General features: G+C 28.8%; 19 protein-coding genes and 1 pseudogene. 15 read left to right on the top strand and 5 right to left on the bottom strand.

The window, feature by feature from the left end:
* The first annotated feature begins 68 nt into the window (after positions 1–68).
* The 11 genes and pseudogenes from nuoC (at position 69) to nuoN (ending at position 13,970) form a co-directional block, all read left to right on the top strand.
* The gene (nuoC, locus tag BOBLI757_RS02480) at positions 69–1,820 is read left to right on the top strand and encodes an NADH-quinone oxidoreductase subunit C/D (RefSeq protein ID WP_046305163.1); all 1,752 of its coding nucleotides are present in this window, start codon (positions 69–71) and stop codon (positions 1,818–1,820) included.
* Positions 1,821–1,873: 53 nt separating this feature from the next.
* Entirely contained in the window at positions 1,874–2,356 is a 483-nt protein-coding gene (nuoE, locus tag BOBLI757_RS02475; RefSeq protein WP_046305162.1) for an NADH-quinone oxidoreductase subunit NuoE, read from the top strand.
* Positions 2,353–3,678, top strand: a complete 1,326-nt coding sequence (gene nuoF, locus BOBLI757_RS02470; protein WP_046305161.1) for an NADH-quinone oxidoreductase subunit NuoF — start codon at positions 2,353–2,355, stop codon at positions 3,676–3,678. The genes nuoE and nuoF overlap by 4 nt, the downstream gene beginning before the upstream one ends.
* A gap of 165 nt (positions 3,679–3,843) precedes the next feature.
* Positions 3,844–6,591: an NADH-quinone oxidoreductase subunit NuoG gene (nuoG, locus tag BOBLI757_RS02465; RefSeq protein WP_046305160.1), complete on the top strand. Its 2,748-nt coding sequence runs from the start codon at positions 3,844–3,846 to the stop codon at positions 6,589–6,591.
* Positions 6,588–7,565, top strand: coding sequence for an NADH-quinone oxidoreductase subunit NuoH (nuoH, locus tag BOBLI757_RS02460; protein ID WP_046305159.1), 978 nt, complete (start codon positions 6,588–6,590; stop codon positions 7,563–7,565). The genes nuoG and nuoH overlap by 4 nt, the downstream gene beginning before the upstream one ends.
* A 14-nt stretch (positions 7,566–7,579) precedes the next feature.
* Positions 7,580–8,134, top strand: coding sequence for an NADH-quinone oxidoreductase subunit NuoI (gene nuoI / locus BOBLI757_RS02455; RefSeq protein WP_046305158.1), 555 nt, complete (start codon positions 7,580–7,582; stop codon positions 8,132–8,134).
* Positions 8,112–8,660, top strand: a pseudogene (nuoJ, locus tag BOBLI757_RS02450) (NADH-quinone oxidoreductase subunit J); the annotation flags it as partial. The gene nuoI and the pseudogene nuoJ, both read left to right, overlap by 23 nt.
* A 78-nt stretch (positions 8,661–8,738) precedes the next feature.
* Positions 8,739–9,041, top strand: coding sequence for an NADH-quinone oxidoreductase subunit NuoK (nuoK, locus tag BOBLI757_RS02445; protein WP_046305157.1), 303 nt, complete (start codon positions 8,739–8,741; stop codon positions 9,039–9,041).
* Entirely contained in the window at positions 9,038–10,885 is a 1,848-nt protein-coding gene (gene nuoL / locus BOBLI757_RS02440; protein ID WP_046305156.1) for an NADH-quinone oxidoreductase subunit L, read from the top strand. Before nuoK ends, nuoL begins: the two co-directional genes overlap by 4 nt.
* A 77-nt stretch (positions 10,886–10,962) precedes the next feature.
* Positions 10,963–12,471: an NADH-quinone oxidoreductase subunit M gene (gene nuoM, locus BOBLI757_RS02435; RefSeq protein WP_046305154.1), complete on the top strand. Its 1,509-nt coding sequence runs from the start codon at positions 10,963–10,965 to the stop codon at positions 12,469–12,471.
* Positions 12,472–12,515: 44 nt separating this feature from the next.
* A complete protein-coding gene (gene nuoN, locus BOBLI757_RS02430) occupies positions 12,516–13,970 on the top strand; it encodes an NADH-quinone oxidoreductase subunit NuoN (protein WP_046305460.1) in 1,455 nt (484 codons plus the stop codon).
* 71 nt (positions 13,971–14,041) lie between these two features.
* Here nuoN and yfaE read toward each other — a convergent pair whose 3' ends face one another.
* The 4 genes from yfaE to ubiG all read right to left on the bottom strand — a co-directional run bounded on the left by yfaE (position 14,042) and on the right by ubiG (position 19,001).
* Positions 14,042–14,296 (bottom strand): class I ribonucleotide reductase maintenance protein YfaE, encoded by a 255-nt coding sequence (gene yfaE / locus BOBLI757_RS02425; RefSeq protein WP_046305458.1) that lies wholly within the window; start codon positions 14,294–14,296, stop codon positions 14,042–14,044.
* Between the two features lie 25 nt (positions 14,297–14,321).
* Positions 14,322–15,455 (bottom strand): class Ia ribonucleoside-diphosphate reductase subunit beta, encoded by a 1,134-nt coding sequence (gene nrdB / locus BOBLI757_RS02420; RefSeq protein ID WP_046305152.1) that lies wholly within the window; start codon positions 15,453–15,455, stop codon positions 14,322–14,324.
* A 59-nt stretch (positions 15,456–15,514) separates the two neighbouring features.
* Positions 15,515–17,797 (bottom strand): class 1a ribonucleoside-diphosphate reductase subunit alpha, encoded by a 2,283-nt coding sequence (nrdA, locus tag BOBLI757_RS02415; RefSeq protein WP_046305150.1) that lies wholly within the window; start codon positions 17,795–17,797, stop codon positions 15,515–15,517.
* Between the two features lie 418 nt (positions 17,798–18,215).
* Positions 18,216–19,001, bottom strand: a complete 786-nt coding sequence (ubiG, locus tag BOBLI757_RS02410; RefSeq protein ID WP_046305149.1) for a bifunctional 2-polyprenyl-6-hydroxyphenol methylase/3-demethylubiquinol 3-O-methyltransferase UbiG — start codon at positions 18,999–19,001, stop codon at positions 18,216–18,218.
* A 189-nt stretch (positions 19,002–19,190) separates the two neighbouring features.
* Between ubiG and gyrA the strand changes: the two genes are divergently transcribed.
* From gyrA to BOBLI757_RS02395, 3 genes are all read left to right on the top strand, one after another.
* Positions 19,191–21,743 carry a DNA topoisomerase (ATP-hydrolyzing) subunit A gene (gyrA, locus tag BOBLI757_RS02405; RefSeq protein ID WP_046305147.1) on the top strand — a complete coding sequence of 851 codons (2,553 nt, stop codon included), beginning with the start codon at positions 19,191–19,193 and terminating at the stop codon, positions 21,741–21,743.
* Positions 21,744–22,296: 553 nt separating this feature from the next.
* Positions 22,297–23,469, top strand: coding sequence for a porin (locus BOBLI757_RS02400; RefSeq protein WP_046305144.1), 1,173 nt, complete (start codon positions 22,297–22,299; stop codon positions 23,467–23,469).
* A 202-nt stretch (positions 23,470–23,671) separates the two neighbouring features.
* Positions 23,672–24,778, top strand: a complete 1,107-nt coding sequence (locus tag BOBLI757_RS02395) for a D-alanine--D-alanine ligase family protein (RefSeq protein WP_046305456.1) — start codon at positions 23,672–23,674, stop codon at positions 24,776–24,778.
* A 231-nt stretch (positions 24,779–25,009) separates the two neighbouring features.
* Here the strand turns inward: BOBLI757_RS02395 and rplY are convergent, their stop codons facing one another.
* Positions 25,010–25,297: a 50S ribosomal protein L25 gene (gene rplY / locus BOBLI757_RS02390; protein WP_046305142.1), complete on the bottom strand. Its 288-nt coding sequence runs from the start codon at positions 25,295–25,297 to the stop codon at positions 25,010–25,012.
* 614 nt (positions 25,298–25,911) lie between these two features.
* Between rplY and folE the strand changes: the two genes are divergently transcribed.
* Positions 25,912–26,565: a GTP cyclohydrolase I FolE gene (folE, locus tag BOBLI757_RS02385; RefSeq protein WP_046305140.1), complete on the top strand. Its 654-nt coding sequence runs from the start codon at positions 25,912–25,914 to the stop codon at positions 26,563–26,565.
* Positions 26,566–26,609 lie beyond the last annotated feature (44 nt).

Below are 26,609 nucleotides of genomic sequence, written 5' to 3'. Positions count from 1 at the left end.
TTGAGTATCATTATAAATGATTGAGTGGGTATATGTAGTGAAAATGTTTTTTATTAAATATTTATAACATGGACAATTATATTAATTTCATAATTTATGAATTAAGTAAAAGATTTGGGGAATATAGTTTTACACTGCAAAATATTTGTACTGAAACGCCGATTATTTGGGTGAATCGTGACATTCTAATTAGTGTTGTAGAGTTTTTTAAAAATATATTTAAACCACATGTTATGTTGTACGATTTGCATGGTATTGATGAGAGATTACGTATTTATCGAGAAAACTTGCCTAAATCTGATTTTACTATCTTTTATTATCTTATCTCTGTTAATCAAAATAAAGATATAATGATTAAAGTACCATTGTTGCAAAATTCATTATATTTACCAACAATTACACATTTATTTGTTAATGCTAACTGGTATGAACGCGAAGTCTGGGAAATGTTTGGAATCATTTTTAAAGGACATCCTCATTTAACTCACATTCTTATGCCAAATACTTGGAAGGGTTTTCCATTACGTAAAGATTATCCTGCTCGTGCTACTGAATTCCCTCTTTTTACATTAGATAAAGATAAAGAAAATATAGAAATGTCGTCATTGCTTTTTAAACCTGAAGAATGGGGTATGAAGAGAAATACTAAAAAAGAAGATTTTATGTTTCTTAATTTAGGGCCTAATCATCCTTCAGTTCATGGTGTGTTTCGCATTGTTTTACAATTGAAAGGAGAAGAAATTGTAGATTGTGTTCCTGATATAGGTTTTCATCACCGAGGTGCTGAAAAAATGGGTGAACGTCAATCTTGGCACAGTTATATTCCTTATACTGATCGTATAGAGTATTTGGGTGGTTGTATTAATGAAATGCCTTACATATTAGCTGTAGAGAAAATGGCAGGAATTGTTGTTCCAGATCGCGTTAATGTTATTCGAATAATGCTATCGGAATTATTTCGTATAAATAGTCATCTTTTATATATTAGTACTTTCTTGCAAGATGTTGGTGCTATGACTCCTGTATTTTTAGCATTTACTGATCGTCAGAAAATTTATGATGTTATTGAATTAATTACTGGATTTAGAATGCACCCTGCTTGGTTTAGAATTGGTGGTTTAGCTAATGATTTACCTAATGGTTGGGATAATTTATTACGGGAATGTCTTGATTGGCTACCAAAGCGACTATCTTACTATATGAGAGTGGCGTTGAAGAATAAAATTTTTCGCGATCGTTCTCAAAATGTAGGTATTTATTTTGCTGAAGATGCAATAGGATGGGGAGTTACTGGTGCAGGTTTACGTGCTACTGGAATTGATTTTGATGTACGAAAATATCGTCCTTATTCTGGATATGATAATTTTGATTTTGAGATACCTATAGGTAATGGTATAAGTGATTGTTACAATCGTGTCATATTAAAATTAGAGGAAATATATCAAAGTTTACGTATTTTACAGCAATGCTTAGATAATATGCCTCCAGGTCCTTTTAAAGCAGATCATCCTTTAACTACACCCCCAGTTAAAGAACATGTATTTCAACATATTGAAACGCTTATTACACATTTTTTACAAGTTTCTTGGGGAACAATAATACCAGTTAATGAATCTTTTCAAATGGTTGAAGCTACTAAAGGTATTAATAGTTATTATTTAATAAGTGATGGTAGCAGTATGAGTTACAGAACAAGAATTCGTACGCCTAGTTTTCCTCATTTACAGCAAATTCCTTCAGTAATTCGTGGCAGTGTCATATCAGATTTAATTGTATATCTAGGTAGTATTGATTTTGTTATGTCAGATGTGGATCGTTAATTTATATATTAGAAGTGATTTTGTATGAACGTTAATTGTTTACTATTAAACACATGAAGATTCAAAAATCTTTTTTAAGTAAAGAGGAATTATGTGCTATACAACGAGAAATATCTCATTGTGAGAACACACGTGCTGCTGCGATAGAAGCGTTAAAGATTGTTCAAAGAAAGAGAGGTTGGATTTCAGATAACATTATTGGGAGCATTGCTCAAGCTTTAAATGTTACTCAGTGTGATTTAGAAGAAATAGCTACATTTTATAATCAAATTTTCCGTAAACCGGTTGGTCAACATATAATTCGTTTTTGTGATAGCGTTGTATGTTATATTATGGGTTATCACAAAATAAAGATGATTTTAGAAAAAATATTAAAAATAAATATTGGTGAAACGAGTGACGATGGTAAGTTTACTTTGTTGCCCACGTGTTGTTTAGGAAAATGTGATCAAAGTCCTGTAATGATGATAGATGATGAGACCTATGTAAAATTAACTCCAGAATCTATTTTTTATATATTGGAAAAATATCAATGAATTTTATTTATCCACGAACTCCTGAAACACATCCTCTTACTTGGAGAATGCGTGAAGACGATCAGCCAGTATGGTTAAAGGAATATCAGAGTAAAAATGGTTATGTTAGTATACGCAAAATATTAAAATATATGCAGCATGATGAAGTTGTTGCGTTAATTAAAAATTCTGGTTTAAGGGGACGTGGCGGTGCTGGTTTTTTTACTGGTGTTAAATGGAGTTTGATGCCATCAGCGTATACAATGGGTGATATTCGTTATTTGTTGTGTAATGCAGATGAAATGGAACCTGGTACTTATAAAGATCGATTTCTTATGGAAAGATTACCGCATCTTTTAATAGAAGGTATATTAATTGCTGGCTATGCAATTCAAGCTGTTTGTAGTTATATTTTTTTACGTTATGAATATGTTAATGTATCTTTATATTTATTACGTGCCATTCAAGAAGCTATCGATATTGGGTTAATTGGAACTAATATACTTGGTAGTGGTTTTAATTTTAAAATATATTTACATACTGGAGCCGGTCGTTATATTTGTGGAGAAGAGACTGCATTGATTAATTCTTTGGAAGGTAAACGACCCATTCCACGTGCTAAACCTCCTTTTCCTGCCACTGTAGGATTATGGGGTAAACCTACTTGTATTAATAATGTGGAAACTTTGTGTAATTTACCTGCAATTGTTGAACATGGAATAAATTGGTACAAAAATATTTCTGCCAAAAAGAGTCAAGACACTGGTACAAAATTAATGGGGTTTTCCGGTAGAGTGAATAATCCAGGTGTTTGGGAATTACCTTTTGGTACTTCTGCGCGTGAAATTTTAGAGGATTATGCTGGCGGTATGTGCGCGGGCCTGCATTTAAAGGCCTGGCAGCCTGGAGGAGCAAGTACCGCGTTTTTTACTTATGACCATTTAGATATTAATATGGATTTTGATACAGTGAGTATAGCTGGTAGTCGTTTAGGTACGGCTATTGCTATGGTTGTGGATCATGAGATGAGTATGGTATCTTTAGTGCGTAATTTGGAAGAGTTTTTTGCTAGGGAGTCTTGCGGATGGTGCACTCCTTGTCGAGATGGTTTACCTTGGATAGTTAAATTATTAATGTCATTGGAAGAAAAAACTGGTCACCCGGGAGATGTTAAAATTCTTGAAGAATTATGTTTTATTCTAGGCCCTGGAAAAACTTTTTGTGCTCATGCTCCTGGTGCTATAGAGCCTTTACAAAGTGCATTGAAGTATTTTATGGAAGAATTTGAAGAAGGTATTTCAAGTGATTTTATTATCAAGTTGCGTCATACAGATGATGTATAGATAATTTTTTAAAAGCAGTAAAGTAACTTTACTTAAAGTTATGTAGATGCCTATTTATTTTATTACAATTAAGTACGTTATAATTGTTTAGTATTATTTTTTTATGATGTTACATCAAATTTATTAAAAAATTAATTATAAAATTTTTTATTCGAGTTATAAATTATGGGCGTGATTAATATAGATGGGAAAAATTATGATATTATGGATGAATCAACTAATTTATTAGCTGTTTGCCTTTCTCTTGGCTTTAATATTCCATATTTTTGCTGGCATCCAGTACTTGGTAGTGTTGGAGCTTGTCGTCAGTGTGCAATTAAACACTATGTGAATAATGATGTACATCAAGGAAAATTAATAATGTCTTGTATGACTCCAGTATCAAATGGTATGTGTGTATCACTGTATGATGAAGAAATAAAAAGGTTTAGACGTAATATAATAGAGTTACTTATGATTAACCACCCTCATGACTGTCCTATATGTGAAGAAGGGGGTAATTGTCACTTACAAGATATGACTGTTATGGCGGGGCAGAATTCGCGTCGTTATCGTTTTAAAAAACGGACTTATCATAATCAATATTTAGGACCTTTTATTTCTCATGAGATGAATCGTTGTATAACTTGTTATCGTTGTGTACGTTATTATAAAGATTATGCAGATGGTAAGGATTTTGGTGTTTATGGTACACATGACCAAATTTATTTTGGTCGAATACAAGATGGTATGTTAGAAAATGAGTTTTCTGGTAATCTTATAGAAATTTGTCCTACAGGTGTATTTACTGATAAAACTCAGTCACATCATTATGCTCGTAAATGGGATATACAATTTTCTCCTAGTGTTTGTCATCAATGTAGTGTTGGTTGTAATATAATTATTGGTGAACGTTATGGGGAATTGTGTCGTATCGAAAATCGTTATAATAGTGTTGTAAATGGTTATTTTTTATGTGATCGCGGTAGATTTGGTTGTGATTATGTTAATCTTAAAAATCGGCCAAAAAAACCTGTATATAAAAAGAATGTTGATAATTGGGTTATTTTGAGTGCAGAAAAAGCTGTAAAGATTGCTACAAATTTTTTAAAAAATGGTCATTCTACAATAATTGGTATCGGCTCTTCTCGTGCTAGTATTGAAAGTAATTTTGCTTTGAGGGAATTAGTAGGTCAGGATAATTTTTATGCTGGTGTGCATAAGGGTGAACTTAATAGATTAAAGTTGATATTAAATATATTATATAGTAGTGGTGTGTATACTCCATCTTTACAGGAGATAGAAAGTTATGATGCTATTGTAATTTTGGGGGAAGATTTAACTCACACTGCTGCTCGAATTGCTTTGGCTGTTCGCCAAGCTGTAAAAAGAAAATCAAAGGCAATAGCATCATTTAACAAAATTGCTGAGTGGCATGCTTCTGCAGTTATGAATGTTGGTTGTAATGCTAAATATCCATTGTTTATTACAAATATTGATTGTACTCAATTAGACGATATTTCTTCATGGACATATTATGCTACTATAGATGAACAAGCACGTTTTGGTTTTGCTATTGCTCATGCTTTAGATAATTCAGCTCCTAAAGTTAATGATTTTGATCCTGTATTACAAAAAAAACTGAATATGATAGTGAGAGCTTTAATTAAATCTAATAAACCGCTTATTATTAGTGGTAGTAATGCTGGAAGTGATTTCGTAATTGCAGCTGCTGCTAATATTGCTAAATCTTTAAAAAAAATTGGTAAAAATGTTGGACTTACTTTTGTCGTAGCTGATGCTAATAGTATTGGATTAGGTATGATGGATACATGTGGTAGTTTAGATGATGCACTTGATAACATGCAACATGGTTTAATTGATTGCGTTATTTTATTAGAAAATAATCCTTATCGTTATGCTATATCGCAAAGTGTTGATCAAGCATTTGGTAAAATCAAAAAATTAATCATATTAGATCATCAGCATTATTCTTTTCATAAAAAGGCTGACTTATTTTTACCGTCAACTACTTTTGCGGAAAGTAATGGTACATTAATTAATCAAGAATGTCGTGCACAGAGGTTTTTTAAATGTTATCAACCAGATTTTTATGATAGAGATGTAATAGCTTTAGAAAGCTGGCGTTGGTTAAATTTGATTCGCTCTTCTTACTTAAATAATGATAATCTAAAATGGTTATGTTTTGATCATGCACTCGATGCTATAATTAAGGAGATGCCTCAATTTACTGATATAAAAAAGGTAGCTCCTTCTGCATCATTTCGTGTTCATGGTCGAAAATTAGCTCGTTCTTCACATCGTTGTAGTGGACGCACTGTAATGGGTGCGAGTATTAATGATTATGATTCTTATGTTCCGCAAGATGTTGATTCTATGTTTACTTTTTCTATGGAAGGTAATGTTGATTATTGTAGTTTATCTTATAATCATGTTGCTTTTGCGTGGGCTCCTGGTTGGAATTCTTCACAAGTTTGGAATAAATTTAAGAATGAATTAAATAGTCATGCGCATTTCGTTAGTAATGGTATTCGTTTTTTGAGTATTAGTAATATACAATTAAATTGGTTTGATATAGTTCCTTCAAAATATGTTTTTAATAAAAATGACAATTGGTGTATTGTGCCTTATTGGTATTTATTTGGTAGTGAAGAAATGTCACAACGCTCAATTTTTATTCAAAAATGCATGCCTTTACCTTGTGTAGTGCTTAATACAGAAGATGCTAATTATATTGGTATTAGTGATAAAATGTTATTATCATTTTGTTGTTCTGGTCAAGAATTACGTTTACCTGTCAAATTTAGTAGTTTTTTAAGTCGGGGTTGTCTTGGTTTACCGTTAGGTTTTCCAGGTTTTCCTATGTCTTTTTTGGGAATGAAAGTTAATCAATTGCAAGGTATTTTATTATGAATTGTTTATTATCAAGCGTTACTGAAAATTGTTTATTGATTAAAAGATCTATTATTACTTTGGTAGTAATATTTGTTTCTGGTGCATATTTAAGTTTTTTCGAACGTCGTCTATTAGGTTTATTTCAGAATCGTTATGGTCCTAATAGAGTAGGTTGGGGTGGATCTTTGCAATTATTAGCAGACTTGATAAAAATAATTTTTAAAGAGGATTGGATTCCTCCTTTTGCTGACAGATTTATTTTTGTTCTTGCTCCTGTGATTTCTTTTGTGTCTTTGTTGGTTATTATTATTATAATACCTGTGACTTCTACTTGGATTATTGCAGATTTTAATATTGGTATACTTTTTTTTTTAATGATGTCTGGATTAACAGTTTATTCTGTTCTATTAGCTGGCTGGTCAAGTAACAATAAATATTCTTTGATAGGTGCTATACGTGCTACAGCACAGACTTTGAGCTATGAAATTTTTTTAGGCTTATCTTTAATGGGCGTTGTATCTCAATCTGGTTCATTACATTTGAATGTTATTGTTAATAAACAAACGGATTTATGGAATGTTGTACCTCAATTTTTTGGGTTTATTACTTTTTTTTTAGCTGGAATTGCAATTTGTCATCGTCATCCATTTGATCAGCCAGAAGCAGAACAAGAGTTAGCTAGTGGTTATCATATTGAATATTCTGGTATCAAGTTTAGTTTATTTTTTATTAGTGAATATATTGGTATAATTAATATTTCAGCTTTAGTTGTAACTTTATTTTTTGGTGGTTGGTTGGGTCCGTGGTTGCCGCCATTTTTTTGGTTTATTTTGAAGGTTATTTTTTTTGTAATATTATTTATTTTAGTGCGTGCATCTTTACCTCGTCCACGTTATGATCAGGTTATGAAAATGGCTTGGAAGATTTGTTTACCGCTTACATTGTGTAATTTATTATTCACTGCTTTTATTATTTTGTATATAAATAAATAGAATGGATAAATATAATGTTTGAATTCTATAAATTTAAAGATTTTTTTAAGAGTATTTTAACCATTTTGCATAGTATTTGGAGTACTGGATTACATATATTTAATAAACGTGAAACTATAATGTATCCTGATGTTCCTTTACATTTGTCACCTAGATTTCGGGGTCGTATTGTATTAACTCGTAACTCTGATGGGAATGAAAGATGTGTAGCTTGTAATTTATGTTCAGTAGCTTGTCCAGTTAGTTGTATTTCATTAAAAAAATCAGAAAATAACCAAGGTCGTTGGTATCCAGAGTTTTTCCGTATTAATTTTTCACGTTGCATTTTTTGTGGTATGTGTGAAGAAGCTTGTCCTACTATGGCTATTCAACTTATACCAGATTGTGAAATGGGTGAATTTGAGAGACAGGATTTAGTTTATGAAAAGAAAAATCTTTTAATTTCTGGTCCTGGTAAATATCGTGGTTATGATTTTTATCATACTACTGGTATGGCTATTCAAGGTAAATTGAAAGGTGAAGGTAAACATGAGACTTCTCCTGTAGATGTTAAAAGTTTGTTACCTTAGTTTTGTTCATTATTTTAGGAGAAAAGAAGGAGTAACAATAAATTTGAAATTAGTTTTTTATTTTTTTAGCATAGTAGCGGTTATAGCGACATTACAGGTTATTATTCATGCTCATCCATTGTATGCATTATTGTATTTAGTTATTTCATTGTTAGCTATTTCTTGTAGTTTTTTTTCTTTGGGAGCTTATTTTGCTGGTGCATTAGAGATTATAATTTATGCCGGTGCCATTATGGTACTTTTTATATTTTTGATAATGATGTTAAATACTGATAATATTCAGATAAAGGATGAATTTAATGTTTTGAGGTCTATAATGAGTTTGGGTGCTATTTTTGCTTCTATCTTATTATTAATGTTATTACTATATAGTTTTTGCAATATCAAAAGTCATGATATTAATATGTATTTAGTTGATGCAAGAAATGTTGGTTTGTTTTTGTTTGGCCCTTATCTTTTAGTAGTAGAAATTGCGTCAATGTTATTATTAAGTGGATTAATAGTAGTATTACATTTAGGGCAAGATAAATAATTTATAATAAATAATTTATTTAATAAATAATTTTTTTATTATTTTAATATTTTTTAATTTTATGGAGAAGTAATGATTCCATTATCTCACGCACTTATTTTAGTAGGTCTTCTTTTTATAATAGGATTAACAGGAGTAATAATTAGACGTAATTTGTTTTTTATTTTACTAGGATTAGAAATTATGATTAATGCTACAGCATTTGCGTTTGTAGTAGTTAGTACATATTTGAATCAAGTTGATGGGCATATTATGTATATTTTGGTAATTACTTTATCTGCTATTAAGGCTAGTATTTGTTTAACGGTTGTATTACGTTTGTACCGTCATTACCAAATTTTAGATGTAGATAAAATTAGTGAGATGTATGGATGAATTTAATTTATTTGACAGTATTATTTCCTTTATTAGGGTTTTTATCTTTATCTTTTTGTAATAATTTATGGAAGGAAAAAATTTCTTCCATAATTGGTATTGGTAGTATAGGTTTTTCGGGATTGGTAACTGTATATATTGTTATTGATTATTTTAATCATGTTACTAGTATGAATAAATATGTGCAATCGTTATGGGTATGGATTTCTGTAGATCATTTGCATATTCCTGTGTCGTTTATGATAGATGGTTTATCTTTAGTAATGCTTTCTGTAGTTATAGGTGTCAGTTTTTTGGTACATATATATGCTTCTTGGTATATGCAAGGTGATGCTGGATATTCTCGTTTTTTTGCGTATATGAATTTATTTGTAGCGAATATGATAATTTTAGTTCTTGCGGATAATTTGTTATTGATGTACTTAGGCTGGGAAGGTGTAGGATTATGTAGTTATTTGTTGATAGGATTTTATTATACTAATGTTTTACATGGATTAGCAGCATTAAAAGCTTTTATAATAACTCGTATTAGTGATATATTACTGATATATGGATTGTTTATTTTATATAATCAATTTGGTACATTGAATTTTTCCGATTTATCTTTGTTAGTTTTTCAAAAGAAAGAAGAAGCATCGTTATGTATTACTTGGGCTGTATTATTATTACTGAGTGGCTCGATAGGTAAATCGGCACAATTTCCTTTACAAATATGGTTGACAGATGCTATGGTTGCACCTTCTCCTGTATCAGCATTAATTCATGCTGCTACTATGGTAACTTCCGGGGTATATTTAATTTCTCGTACTCATGCTTTATTTTTGGTATCTGTTAATATTTTAGAATTTGTTGCTGTTATTGGTTCTATAACTTTAATTATATCCAGTGTATCTGCTTTAGTTCAAAATGATCTTAAACGAATTTTGGCATATTCTACGATTAGTCAAGTTGGTTATATGTTTTTGTCCCTTGGTGTACAGGGTTGGTATGCTGCTATGTTTCATTTGGTGACTCATGCTGTTTTTAAAGCTTTATTGTTTCTTGCTTCTGGTTCTTTAATTGTTGCTTGTCGTAATGAACGTAATATCTTTAAAATGGGGGGTTTGTATAAATCTATGCCATTAATTTATATATGTTTTATAATCGGTGGATTGTCTTTATCTGCTTTTCCAATCATTACTTCCGGTTTTTATTCTAAGGAAGCGATATTACATAGTATTATATTTGTATATAGTAATCATGGTATTTTTATGATTATAGGATTACTTGGATCATTTTTAACCTCAATATATACTTTTCGTATGATTTTTCTTATATTTCATGGTAAAAAAAAGATAGAGGTATGTACTAATTATGATTTTAGACATAATTTTCCTTTAATAATATTGTTGATATTTTCTACGTTTATAGGATCGTGGATAAAATTACCTTTATCTGGTGTGTTACCTATTAATCATTCTGATGTTAATAGTTATCTGTTTTTGAATTTAGCATCAAGTATAATAATAATATTAGGTATTTGCTTAGCTGGTATTTTATGGTTTTTGCCAAATAATGTGTTGTATATTAAGTATCGTGAAATGATTTCAAAGTTTTTTTTAACATTATTTTATTGTTTTGATTTGTTAAATTGGTTATATAAACAATTATTTGTTAAATCTTATTTATTTATTACACGATTGTTATCTCAAGATCCATTAAATATTATTATTAATAGTGTAATTATTTTGATACGTTTTTTAAGTTGTTTATTGGTATTAAATGAAAATGGTCAAGTACGATGGTATGCATTAATGACTAGTTGGGGTGCATTAATTGTTATAGCAATGTTATTTTTTCTTTAATTTATATTTTATAATATAAAAATGTAGTCTTATTGATAATTAATTTATTGAGGTTTTATGAGAAGTGTAAAGAAGTTATGTTTTTATTTTGTCTAATTTTTATTCCTTTTGTTACTGGATTATTATGCTGGCAGAGTGAACGAATTTCTACATCTGTTCCGCGTTGGTTGGCTTTAATTGGGCTTGGAATATTTTTTTTCTTTATTTTTCTTTTATGTAATAAATTGCAAAATATTTCATCGCCGATTGATGGTTTTTCAAGATGGAAATTAGAATTTTGTTGTTCTTGGATTAAACGGTTTGGAATTAATTTTCATTTAGTATTAGATGATTTATCATTATTAATGATATTGTTATCTGGCTTTCTTGGAGTGTTTTCTGTGCTTTGTTCATGGCAGGAAATAAAAAATCATCAAGGTTTATTTTATTTAAATATTTTGTTTATTTTGGGTAGTAGTATTGGTATTTTTCTTGCAGCGGATTTGTTTCTTTTCTTTTTCTTTTGGGAAATTATATTAATACCAATGTATTTTTTAATATCTTTCTGGGGGCATAAAGATATAGGTGTTAAATTTTGTATTGAAGCAGCAACTAAATTTTTTATTTATTCACAGATGAGTGGCTTAGTTTTGTTGATAGCTATTTTTGGACTAGTAGTAACATATTATAATATACATGGTGTATGGACTTTTAGTTATGTGAATTTATTACATACTGTAATGACCCAAAAGATGGAATTTTTATTAATGCTCGGTTTTTTTCTTGCATTTGCTATAAAAATGCCTGTAGTTCCGTTACACGGTTGGTTACCCGATGTACACGTCCAAGTTCCAACAGCCGGATCTGTTGATTTAGTTGGGATTTTGTTAAAGACATCAGTGTATGGATTACTTCGTTTTAATATTGTTTTATTTCCACATGCTTCAAAGCATTTTGCACTGTTTGCAATGTGTTTAGGTATAATAAATATTTTTTATGGTTCTTGGATGGCTTTTTCTCAAAATGATATAAAAAAGTTTATTGCATATTCCAATATTTCTCATATGGGTTTTTTGTTATTAGCTATTTATAGTGGTAGTCAATTAGCTTATCAGGGCATAATAATACAAATATTATCTTATAGTATTTCCTCTGCAGGAATGTTTATTATTTGCGGCCAATTGTATGAACGTTTACACACTAGAGATATTCGTTTGATGGGTGGTTTATGGGAAAAATTAAATTTTATTCCTGCGTTATTTTTATTTTTTGTCGTTGCAATGCTTGGGTTTCCAGGGACTGGTAATTTTGTTGGTGAAATGAGTATTTTATTTGGTTGTTTTCAAATCAAACCATATATTACGATAATAGCTACTTTTGGTTTAGTATTTATTTCCGTTTGTTTTCTTTTTTTGGTACAACGTATTTGTTATGGTTCTAGTATTCATGTTGAATGTTTGAGTAATGCGACTTTTCGTGAACAAATGATACTTATTGTACTAATGGTATCGTTGTTGTTTCTTGGTATATTTCCTCAATTAATTATAGAATATTCAAGTTTAATCATGAATAATATTAGCAGTTGTTTTATTACAAGATACTATTGATAAATGATTTAGTGATAAAAAATTTTATTCAGCAACGTGACATTATGATGATCTCTTTTCAAGAAATAATTGCATTATTGCCTGTTTTAATAATAGGAGTTACAGTGGTATGTATAATGTTGTGTATTTCATTTTTTCGAAATCATTTTATAATTTCAAGTGTAACATTTTTTAGTTTAAAATTGTCTTTATTATCTTTATATTTTACGAAAAAATATGGTGCTCAAATTGTCACAGATTTGGTTGTAGTTGATAATTTTTCTATATTTTTTTCGGTATTAATTTTATTTGCAAGTTTGGCAAGTAGCGTTTTAGCATATACATGGTTAGATAGTTATTTAGGTAATCGTGAGGAATTTTATTTATTGATTTTAATATCAGTAATGGGTGGAATTTTATTAGTTTGCACCAATCATTTAGTTATGATATTTCTTAGTATAGAATTATTGGCAGTACCTTTGTATGGTTTAATAGGTTATAATTATGCAATTTATTCTTCTTTATCTGCAAGTGTCAAATATATAATTTTATCTACTATTTCTTCATCTTTTTTGTTGTTTGGAATAGCTTTAATTTACGCTTATTGCAGTACGTTGTCAATTATAGATATTAATAATAATAGTGCTAGTAATGTTATATCTCAAGAATTATTTTTAATTGGTTTAGGTTTTATGATAGCTAGTTTTGGTTTTAAATTATCTTTATTTCCATTTCATTCGTGGACTGCTGATGTGTATGCAGGTTCTTCTATTCCAGTTAATCTTTTTTTATCTACCGTTAATAAAATTGCAGTTTTCGCAATGATGCTTAGGATATTTCCTGTAATGTCAAGCGTTTGTAGTAGTACAAAAATTAGTTTTATCCTAGTAATTATTGCTTGTTTTTCTATGTTATTTGGAAATCTAATAGCTATTAGACAAAATAATATTAAAAGAATTTTAGGGTATTCTTCTATTGCTCATTTTGGTTATATTTTAATTGGTTTGTTGTCAAAACAAAATAATGAATTATCTTTGGAAACTGTTGGTATATCTTTGGTTAGTTATTTATTAAGTTCATTGGGAATATTTGGTATACTTAGTTTAATATCTACTTTTTCTAAAAATAGAGAAAGAAGTGAATTATTTTTATATCGTGGTTTGTTTTGGGATCATCCATTTTTATCTGTGGTGTTTACAGTTATGATATTATCTTTAGCAGGAATTCCAATTACTTTAGGTTTTATAAGTAAATTTTATGTAATTATTTTAGGTGTACATAGTGAGTTATGGTGGTTTATTGGATCAGTGTTATTATCCAGTGTTATTGGTCTTGTTTATTATTTGCGAATAATAAGAACTTTATATTCTTTTTCTTCTAAAAGGATTTTGTGTAATATCCCTTGGAATTGGGGTATAACTCCTTTAGGAATGATAATTTTAATTTCTTTTGTTTTGATTTTATTTTTAGGAATATATCCGCAACCGTTAATTAACTTAACACAATTATTATATAAATAATTTTATTCTTAATGTTTATTATTGTTGGTTACTTAATATCTTGAAAGTCGTGTAAAAAAAAGTTTGTTGAATTACAAATTTAATTTAATATTTTCCACTGGTATGCAACAGCAAGATAATATTTCATTATTATTTATACAGGAAGCTAATGGTTCTCTGTAATATTTTATTTGTCCTTTTAATAATGTGATCTTACATACACCACAATATCCTGAGCGACATTGAAAGTTAATTTTTATTTGATATTTTTCTAATATTTCTAGTAATGAAAAATGTTTATATTTATTATGTTGGTAATAAAATGACACAATATTTTTATGATCCAATTTTGTTATTTCGATTAATATTTTATTATAGTTGAAAATTTTTGAGGTCTTCGTCATCAATGTTTGCATCTATTTGTCCAACTAGATAAGTAGCGATTTCAGCTTCTTGTGGAGCTATTTGTATATTATCCGATACTAACCAAGCATTAATCCATGGTATAGGATTAGATATAATAGAAAATGGTATATTATTAAATCCAAGTGCTTTCATCCGTATATTGGTAATATATTCAATATATTGGTACAGAATGGTTTTGTTTAAACCGATCATTGATCCGTCTTGAAATAGATAATTAGCCCAATTTTTTTCTTGTTGCGCAGCTGTCATAAAAATATTATAGCTTTCTTGTTCGCATTCTGAGGCAATTTTTGCCATTTCTTTATCATCTTTACCTGAACGTAAAAGATTTATCATATGTTGAGTGCCAGTTAAATGCAGTGCTTCATCACGAGCTATTAATCGTATGATTTTAGCGTTACCTTCCATTAATTTGCGTTCAGCAAATGCGAAAGAACAAGCAAAACTTACATAAAAACGAATAGCTTCTAACACATTAATACTAATTAAACATAAATATAGTTTCTTTTTTAAGTCGTGTAAACTTATTGTTATTATTTTTTCGTTAATTTGTTTTTTGCCTTCTCCGAATAGATGGTAATAATGTGTTAGCTCTATTAAACTATCGTAATAAAAAGATATATCTTTAGCACGTTTTATAATTTCTTTATTAGTTATAATATTATTAAAAATAATTGACGGTTCGTTAACTATATTACGAATAATATAAGTATAAGAACGAGAGTGAATGCTTTCAGAAAATGACCACGTTTCTACCCAAGTTTCTAGTTCTGGAATTGAAATGAGTGGTAATAATGCAATATTTGGACTCCGTCCTTGAATTGAATCTAAAAGTGTTTGATATTGTAAATTACTGATAAAAATGTGTTTTTCATGGTTTGGTAGTTTTTGAAAATCAATATGATCACGAGAAATATCAATTTCTTCGGGACGCCAAAAAAAAGATAATTGTCTTTCGATCAGTTTTTCAAAAATATTGTGTTTTTGTTGATCAAAACGTGAAATATTTACTGATTGACCTAAAAACATTGGTTCATTAAGTTGATTATTATTTTTTTGAGAAAATGTTGTGTAAGTCATAGAGAATATTCCAAATTAAATTATGTTAAGAAAATAAATTTTTTTACGTATTTGAAGTTTTATATTTTACATGCATCACTTATACAGTCAATTTGATACGTATTTTGTATATTTTTTTGTGAATCATCGGCTCTATCACGTGTATTGTGATAATATAATGTTTTGAGACCTAACTTATATGCAAATAGTAAATCGGTTAATAAAACTTTCATAGGAACTTTATTATTTAAAAAACGAGATGGATCATAATTAGTGTTTGCAGAAATGCCTTGATCAATAAATTTTTGCATGATACCTGCTAATTGCAAATAACCACTATTATTAGGTATATCCCATAATAATTCATAGTGATCTTTTAGTTTTGTTAATTCTGGGACTGCTTGTTTTAAAATACCATCTTTTGATGCTTTGATACTAATATATCCCCTTGGTGGTTCTATACCATTTGTGGCATTTGAGATTTGCGACGATGTTTCTGATGGCATAATAGCTGATAGAGTAGAGTTACGTAATCCATATTGTTTAATATTTGCACGTAAATCCTCCCAGTTATAGTATAACGGTTCATTAATAATAGTATCGATATCTTTTTTATAAGTGTCAATGGGTAAAATACCTTGTGCATAATTAGTTTCGTTAAACCACATGCATGGACCTTGTTCTTTAGCTAGTTCATTAGATGCTTTTAATAAATAGTATTGAATAGCTTCAAATGTACGATGTGTTAATTGATTTGCGCTACCATCTGAATAGCGCATACCATGTTTAGCTAAATAATATGCATAGTTAATTACTCCTATGCCTAAAGAACGTCGTTTTATAGCACTGTGTTTTGCAGCTGGTACAGGGTAATTTTGGTAATCTAATAATGCATCTAAGGCGCGTACTGCAAGATTAGCTAATGTTGATAAATCATCAAGGTGTTCAATAGCACCTAGGTTAAATGCTGATAAAGTACATAAGGCAATTTCTCCATCATTATCATTAATGTTTTTAAGAGGTTTAGTAGGTAGTACAATTTCTAGGCATAAATTAGACTGTCGTATTGGTGCTATCATTTTATTAAACGGACTGTGAGTATTGCAATGGTCTACATTTTGAATATAGATACGTCCCGTAGAAGCACGTTCCTGCATTATTAATGCAAATAATTCTATCGCTTTAATATGTTGATGTCGAATATTACGATTTTTTTCATATGATATATATAGTTTGTAAAATTCTTTTTGATTAGTAAAAAACGATTCGTATAATCCTGGGACATCAGAGGGACTGAATAGCGTGATATTTTTGTTTTGTATCAGGCGTTGATACATTAATTTATTAATTTGTATTGCATAATCTAAATGTCGTATTCTATTATCTTCTATTCCACGATTGTTTTTTAATACTAATAAATTTTCTACTTCTAAATGCCATATAGGATAAAATAGTGTAGCAGCACCTCCACGTACTCCTCCTTGTGAACACGATTTCACTGCTGTTTGAAAATGTTTATAGAAAGGGATACATCCTGTATGAAATGCTTCTCCCCCACGAATTGCACTACCTATTGCTCTTATACGTCCAGCGTTAATGCCTATACCAGCTCGTTGTGAAACGTATTTTACAATTGCGCTTGATGTTGCATTTATTGAATCAAGACTGTCGTCGCATTCAATAAGTACGCATGAACTAAATTGTCGTGTCGGTGTTCGTACACCAGACATAATAGGTGTTGGTAAAGATATTTTAAAAGTTGATATCGCATCATAAAATTGCTTAATATATTTTAAGCGAGTTTCTGTTGAATATTTAGCAAATAAACAGGCAGATATTAATATATATAAAAATTGTGCACTTTCATATATTTCTCCGGTGACTCGATTTTGTGCTAGATATTTTCCCTCTAATTGTTTAACCGCTGCGTAAGAAAAATTCATGTCACGCCAATGATCAATAATATTATTCATATATTCAAAGTCTTGAATATTGTAGTGTTTTAATAATTGTTTGTCATATTTACCTAATTTTACTAATCGCACAACGTGATCATACAGTTTTGGTGGTTTAAATTGTCCATAAGCTTTTTTGCGTAAATGAAAAACTGTTAGTCTTGCAGCAAGATATTGATAATCTGGTGTTTCTTGTGTAATTAAGTCTGCAGCAGCTTTTATTATTGTTTCTTGTATATCAGATGTTTTTATTCCATCATAAAATTGTATATGAGAACGCAATTCTACTTGTGAAACAGAAATTTTTTTTAATCCTTGTGCAGCCCAATTAATAACTTTATGGATTTTATCGAGATTGATAATTTCTTGACGTCCATTGCGTTTTGTTACTAATAAACTTTGATTCATGATATATTACAACCGTAGATAGATATAAATTTCAGTGTGTGTATATTTAATAATATTTTTAATTCGTTTATGTTATTCTAAGTGTGTAATTTGTTGTTTTATATTTCAAAAATAACGTTAAAAATGTTTTTTTGCAAGAGATGGGATATAGTAATTTTAAACATATCCAAAATAAATGATGTAATTTAATAAATTTTTTATTTTTATTAAATAAATTAAATATAATTTTTGTTGTGTTTTATTTTTTAATGAAAATTTATCACACGGTTAATGTAAGTAATGATTAATTTTCATCAACGTTACGATGATATTGGTATTTATAAACTATATTAGCAATTAAATATATATTATTAGCATTGAGTATCACAAAAAAATGTTTATTTATTTTGGGAATTATTTGAAGATTATTTATTTTTGTTCAGGTTTGTGTATTTTTATTATAATTTTGTGAAAAAATATTTGTAGAGTTTTTTATGTGTTTTGTGTGTATTATATAGTTTAGCGTAATATCAGACTTAAAATAAAAATGATTACATAATGGATTGTAATGTATTCCAATTATGTGTTGTTCATATAATGATGAGTTATTAGCCCAGTCTAATAGTTCTGATGGTTTAATAAATTTATGAAAGTTGTGAGTGCCTTTAGGTAATAGTTGAAATAGATATTCAGCACCGAGAATAACGTATAGCCAAGATTTAAAATTACGATTTAATGTAGAAAAGAATACTTGTCCATTGTGTTTGACCGCTATTGCGCAAGATTGAATTAATGATAATGGATTTGGAACATGTTCTAGTATTTCTAAACAAGTAATTATGTCATAATAACTTTGATATTCTTGTATATGTTGTTCGATTGTTTGTTGAAAATATTTGATTTGTAAATCATTTTCTAGTGCATGCGTATGTGCTATTTTTAATAATTTTTTTGCTACATCTATACCTGTAACTTCAGCGCCTTCTTGTGCCATACTTTCTGTTAGAATGCCGCCACCACATCCTATATCTAGGATTTTTTTACCAAATAATCCATGTGAACGTTCAAGAATGTAATTTAAGCGTAGTGGATTGATTTTATGTAAAGAGCTAAATTTATCTTTTTTATTCCACCAAAGATGAGCAAAATCGTTAAATTTATTTATTTCATCAAGATCAATGTTGTTTTTATTTGACACAAGTGTATTATTTATTTTATTTTTCATGTTTGTATCTTTATTTTATAATTTTGGTGAATATAGTTTATTCGTTATTATAGTCAATTTATTGTGTACCGGGCTGTTATTTATGTTATTTCTATATTTAAATATCTCAAAAATTTTATTAAAAACATAGAAATAATTAAATAATTATAACACATCATTGTATTAAGTTCTGAAGGTGGGTATATCTTGATGGATGGTCTTGCTAAGGAAATTAGTTATATTAATATTGAAGAAGAACTCAAACGTTCTTATTTAGATTATGCTATGTCTGTGATTGTTGGACGTGCTTTGCCTGACGTCAGAGATGGATTAAAACCAGTACATCGTCGTATATTATATGCCATGCATATACTTGGTAATGATTGGAATAAATCGTATAAAAAGTCAGCACGGGTTGTAGGTGATGTTATTGGTAAATATCATCCACATGGGGATACGGCGGTGTATGATAGTATTGTACGAATGGCTCAATATTTTTCTATGCGTTATGTATTAATTGATGGTCAAGGCAATTTTGGTTCTATTGATGGAGATCCAGCAGCAGCTATGCGTTATACTGAAGTACGTATGTCGAAAATTGCTCGTGAGTTATTGTTGGATTTAGATAAAGATACTGTCGATTATAAACCTAATTATGATGGTACTGAATATATACCTGAAGTATTACCTACCAGAATACCAAATTTGTTGATTAATGGTAGTTCGGGTATTGCAGTAGGTATGGCTACTAATATCCCCCCTCATAATATTTCTGAAGTGATTGACGGGTGTTTGGCTATTTTGGATAATGAAAATATTAGTATTGAAGAATTAATGAAATGTATTCCTGGTCCAGATTTTCCTACTGCTGCTATTATTAATGATAAGAGTGGTATTAAAGAAGCGTATATCACTGGTAAAGGAAAAATATATATACGTGCACGTACTAAAATAGAAAGCGATATGAAGACTGGACGAGAGTCTATTATAGTATATGAACTTCCGTATCAAGTGAATAAAGCACGTTTAATAGAAAAGATTGCTGAATTAGTAAAGGAAAAACGTGTTATAGGCATAAGTGGATTACGAGATGAATCTGATCAAGATGGTTTGCGTATTGTTATTGAGGTGAAACGTGATGCCATTAGTGAGGTAGTTTTGAATAATTTATATACTTTAACACAGTTACAAGTTGTATTTGGCATTAATATGGTAGCATTATTTAATGGACAGCCAAAAATTTTTTCTCTTAAAGAAATTTTATCTGCTTTTATATGTTCCCGTCGAGAAGTAGTAACGAGACGCATGTTTTTTGAATTAAAAAAAGCGCGAGACCGTGTATATATATTGGAAGCGTTAACTATCGCGTTATCTAATATTGATTTGATGATTGATATTATTCGCAAGTCTATAAATTCAATGGAAGCTAATGCCAGTTTAATGTCTTGTGCTTGGTTTTCTGGTATTGTGCCTGAGATGAGAAAAACAATTAATACTGATATATTTAAGTCTAAATGGTTAAAAATGGATCGTGTTATCGTAAATGGTAAATATCGTTTAACTAATTGCCAAGCTCAAGCTATTTTAGATTTAAGATTACATAGACTTACTAGTTTAGAATATGAGAAAATATTATTTGAGTATAAAGATATATTGATTAAAATTGGTCGTTTTATTAAAGTATTACAAGATTCAAGTTGTCTGACGGATGTAATTCGCAAAGAATTGATTAGCATTAAGGAACAATATAGCGATTCACGTCGTACTGAAATTATTATTAATTCTTCAGATATTAATATCGAGGATTTAATTAACCAAGAAAATGTAGTGGTTACTTTATCTTATCAGGGTTATGTTAAATGTCAACCATTAACAGATTATGAAGCACAACGTCGAGGTGGTAAAGGGAAATTAGCAGCACGTATTAAAGAAGAAGATTTTATTACTCGGTTATTAGTGGCAAATACCCATGATACAATTTTATTATTTTCTAATTATGGTCGTATATATTGGATGAAGGTTTATCGTTTACCTGTATCTAATCGCGGTTCTCGTGGAAAACCTATCATTAATTTGTTGCCACTGGAAGCTGATGAAAGAATTACAGCTATTTTACCAGTACGTAAATATGAAGCGGGATATTATGTATTTATGGCTACTTCTATGGGTATTGTAAAAAAAACTTCTTTAATACAATTCAGCCGTCCACGTAGCGCGGGTATTATCGCTATTAATCTTAGCAAGGGGGACGAATTAATTGGAGTAAATTTAACTAACGGTGAAAATGAGGTTATGTTATTTTCTTCTTATGGAAAAGTAGTAAGATTTTTTGAAAAACAGGTTCGTAATATGGGTCGTACTGCAGTTGGAGTAAAAGGTATCAATTTAGTGGAAGGGGATCGAGTAGTATCTCTTATTGTACCACTTAATAATAGCTCAATTCTTACTGTTACTCAACATGGATATGGGAAAAGGACGGCTCAAGTAGAATATCCGGTAAGATCGCGTGCCACTCAGGGTGTGATTTCTATTAAAGTTAGTGAACGTAATGGTAAAGTGGTTGGTGCTGTACAAGCAAATGATTGTGATCAAATTATGATGATCACGGATGCTGGTACATTAGTACGTATTCCTGTTTCAGAAGTTAGTATTATTGGTCGTAATACTCAAGGTGTTGTATTAATTAGAACAGTTGAAAATGAACGAGTAGTCGGATTACAGCGTGTTGCAGATTCTATGGATGATGATATTTTAAATAAATAAAATATGTAGTTTTATTTTTAGTGTTTAAGTATATTTAAAGTGTTTTATTCATTTTTTTTGTTGTATTTGAGTGTCACATTTTTGTGAGGTAAAATGGTTCAATGAATTTTAATTGTTAAGAGTAATGTGTTGCTTTGTTGTAAGTGTTATAAAATTTTTTTAATTTGTCTTGGATAAAATGAGTGGTAGTATATGCTAATCATTTTTTGTGTATTTCGTTTTATTTAATCTAAATGTTTAGTAGGTTTATATTTAACTTGAATAGATTAAAATTATAATTTATAATACCTTTTTATTGTGTTGTTTTCGTTTTATTTTATGTTGTATTGATTTAATTTTGAAATGATTTATGTCATGTAATTTTTGACTAGAATGTATTACGTCAATGTTGTTATTAGATTTTGTTATATTTATTTTTTTAAATTGTTAGCATTAAGTAAGTGAGTTATCAATTTTATTGAATAAGTTTTTAGTAATTTGTGCAAAGTAGTATAATGGGTAGTTATTAAGTTATTTAAACAGTAATATATGATTAAAAATATGGGGTATTAATATGAAATTGCGGTATCTTAGAGTGCTAGTTTCGACTATGATTGCGGCAGGTACTGTGAGTGCTACTGAGATTTATAATAAAAATGGTAATCTGTTAGATTTTTTTGGTACACTCAATAGTGGATATTATTTATCTAATGACGATAGTAAAAATGGTAATTATTCTTTTGTGCGGTATGGGGTAATTGGCAAAACTCAAACGAGTGATCAATTTATTGGGTTTGGTATGTTTGAGTATGAAACTGGTCTTCAATATATTGAACGTAGTAATATTAAGAATGGATGCATACGATTAGGCTATGCTGGTATAAAATTTGGTGATTTTGGTTATATTGATTATGGTAGAAATTATGGAATTTTATATGACGTTGGGTCTTGGACGGATGTTATGCCGGAATTTGGTGGTGATAATTCTATCGTAGATAATTTTCTTTCTGGACGTGCTTCTAATGTTCTTACTTATCGTAATACCAATTTTTTTGGTTTATTAGATGGTTTTAATTTTGCTTTACAATATCAAGGTAAAAATGACGATATTAAGAAAGTTAATGGATATGATGGTGTAAAGGAAGCTAATGGGGAAGGTTATGGTGTGTCTGTAATTTTTAACTTAGACCATGGTATGTTTGCATCAGCTGCATATTCTAATAGTAAGCGTACCGCAAATCAACAAGCTTTAAATGCTAATGTTGTGCGTGGAGGTGAAGAAGAGGGTAGTAATACTAATATTATTAGTAATGATGATAATGCCGAAGCGTATTCATTAGGATTAAAGTATGATGCGAATAATTTTTATGTTGCTGCATTGTATGGTGAGACTCGTCATATGACTCCGTTTGGTGATTTTGTTGTTAATGGTGGTGGTTCAAATGTAGAAAAAGTACATGCTTTTGCTGATAAAGCAAAGAATGTTGAGTTGGTCGTTCAGTATCGGTTTGATTTTGGTTTGCGTCCTTCTATAAGTTATTTACATTCTAAAATTAGTGATATAGTGCACAATTATAATAGTTATTTGAAGAAATATATTGCTATAGGTGCTAGTTATAATTTTAATGAAAATGTATTAACTAAAGTTAATTATCAAATTAATTTACTTAAGAAAGATGATTTTGTTCAAGCAGTGCAGTTATCTACTGATAATATTCTTGCATTGGGTATTTCTTATATATTTTAATTTTATGCAAAAAAACAAAAACCAGAAAGAAAATGTATATTCTTTACTGGTTTTTGTTTTTTGATTTTATTATGGTGGATACTATTTTTATTTAACTATTATTATAATAATTAGAGTTTTATTTTTTTAATTCATGTAATCATTTTAGGTTAATTATTTATTGTAAGTTTTGATAAATGATTTTATGTATTTAGTGAAAGTTATGTCAAAGTTGCGTGTTGGAATTATTTTTGGAGGTAGTTCTTTAGAGCATGAAGTATCGGTTTTATCCGCTATAAACATAATAAATTTTATTGACAAAGATTGTTTTGAAGTAATTGTTATAATGATAGATAAATCGAGTAAATGGTATGTTAGTGATTTGTCATGTTTTCTACAGGACAACAAGAAATATTCTGTAAATACTTTTTGTAGTTATATTAAAAAACATGGATGTAATAATATTTTTTTATCTTTACAAGATTGTCCGTATCGATTTATGTATATGGATAATCTTTTGTCATTTTTAAAAATTGATCTGATTTTTCCCATCGTACATGGATCAATTGGTGAAGATGGTACTTTACAAGGTTTATTACAAATAAGTAAAATACCATTTATTGGTTCTCACGTGTTAGGATCGGTAATAAGCATGAATAAAGATATTTCTAAATGTTTGTTACGTAATGCTGGTTTGAAAGTTACTTCTTATGAGATATTAACTTATAAAGATTATTGTATTAATGGTGTAAATTTTGAATATTTTGTTAGTAGTTTAGGTTTACCTTTATTTATTAAACCTGTTAATCAAGGTTCGTCATTGGGTGTATCTAAAGTGTTCAATAAAAGTGATTTTTATCGGGCATTAAAATTAGCATTTGAATTTAGTTATAAGATTTTAGTGGAATCTGCTATTATTGGTCGGGAAATAGAATGCGCGGTATTAGGAAATGAAGAATTACAGATTAGTTTATGTGGTGAAATAATACACAATGATGTGTATTATACTTATCGTAGTAAATATGTTGATACACAAGGTGTACAGTTAATCATTCCTGCTAAAATTAGTAATATAATTACTTCGAAAATTCGTTGTATTTCTTTAAAAGCATTTAAGGTACTGAATTGTTTAGGTATGGCACGTGTAGATATTTTTTTAACTCAAAGTAATCAAATTATAATTAATGAAGTTAACACATTGCCTGGATTTACGTCAGATAGTATGTATCCAAAGTTGTGGCAGGCAAGTGGGTTAAATTGTACAGCATTAATTACTAAACTAATTGAATTAGCAATGAATTTACATCGTGATGATGTAAAATTTAGATAAAAATATATAATAAAATATTATATTATACGTTTTAACCTAAAATCTATCTAGGCTGTTGTTTTGAAATATTAGGAATAATATATTAATTATTATTGATGTTTTTGTCATAGTAAAAATAGTTTTTTATTTCAAGACTAATTTTTGGTGAAGTTAATTTAATATGTATATTGTGCATTAATTTAATATTGATCAATTAATTTGAGTTTTTTAAAAACATTTAAGATAATATTTTTAAATACGAATAAAATCTATATGCATTATAATTGGTTTGAATGGATGGTATGTGACTTCTTGAATTTTTACCATAGTTTCATTTTTTTGGTTGATAATTAAAATCATTTTTTCTTTATATATTTTTTTAATTTGTTGAATATTAAAATAGTGGTTATAGTTTAAAGAAATTGATATTGGTAGGATATTTTTGCCATAAATTATGGCAGGATATTGTTTCTGCAATCTTAAACGTCTGCTTGCTTGAGTTCCTAATTTTTTTCGAGTTACTGCATGAAAAGTTAACATGATTTAAAAACTAAATATATATTATTGTATTATATAAGTTTGCTTGTTGAGGATTATAGTCAAATTTATATTTTATAGCAAATATAATTTATAAGTTTGTTATAACTATATTGATTATAATATGTTACATTCGTTGTTTAGTCATGTTAATGTGTGTGTTGTATTGTTGTAATATAATATGTTTTTTTATTTTTTTGTTGATATGTATAAATAATTTTGTATATATTTCATATGTTTAATAAAAAATTAAGTATCAATAAAGTTTTAATATTTTATTTTGTTTATTGATTTTATATATTTTGTTTTAATGAACGTTTGATATTTATGTTTATTTATTATTTTGACAATAATATAATTAAGGTGATATTTTTTTGTTTGAATTGAATTGTTATTTATTTTTTATTTAAAATAATACAATATAAATGATTTTATATAAGTTATGCGTGAAGTAAATAATTGGTTAAAATATTTTTGTTAACATTTAATATTATTTTTTATAAAATTTTGACAATTTAACAAATATTTTTAATGTATCTGTTTTAACTGTCGTTATAACAGATATAGTTATATTGTATTAATTATGATGTAGTAACTGGATATGGAGTTTATTTATTATGCTTGGTTGGACAAAAGAAGCATCATTAGTTTATGATAATTTATTAATGCGTGGATTGGAAGTGCCTTTAAGTAATAAGAAGCGTAATAATGAAAGTTGCAAAAATCATATTGCAATACATATGATGAAAATTATGACTTTATTGAATTTAGATATGGATGAAGATAGTATTATGGATACACCAAATCGTATTGCAAAGATGTATGTAGAGGAAATATTTTCAGGTTTAGATTATTTAAATTTTCCAAAAATTACAATCTTAAAAAATAAAATGAAAGTTGATGAAATGATTGCAATACGTAATATTTCTTTAACTAGTACTTGTGAGCACCATTTTGTTATTTTTGATGGTAAAGCTACAGTTGCTTATATACCTAAAAATAGCGTTATTGGTTTATCAAAAATCAGTAGGATAGTGCGGTTTTTTTCTCAACGTCCACAAGTACAGGAACGTCTAACTCAACAAATTTTTTTTGCTCTACAAGTTTTGCTTGATACTAATGATGTAGCAATATCTATTGATGCAGTACATTTTTGCATTAAAGCACGTGGTGTACGTGATAATAACACTGTTACTACAACTACTTCTTTGGGAGGTTCATTTAAATCCAGTGAAAATATTCGTCGAGAATTTTTATATAATGTAATTTAATGTAATACAATGATCATTGTGTCATGTATTATTACTGGATATAT

Source organism: Blochmannia endosymbiont of Camponotus (Colobopsis) obliquus (genome assembly GCF_000973545.1).
Classification (GTDB): Bacteria; Pseudomonadota; Gammaproteobacteria; order Enterobacterales; family Enterobacteriaceae; genus Blochmanniella.
The sequence above is the reverse complement of the archived record's forward strand: the minus strand, read 5'-3'. Positions and strand labels throughout refer to the sequence as shown.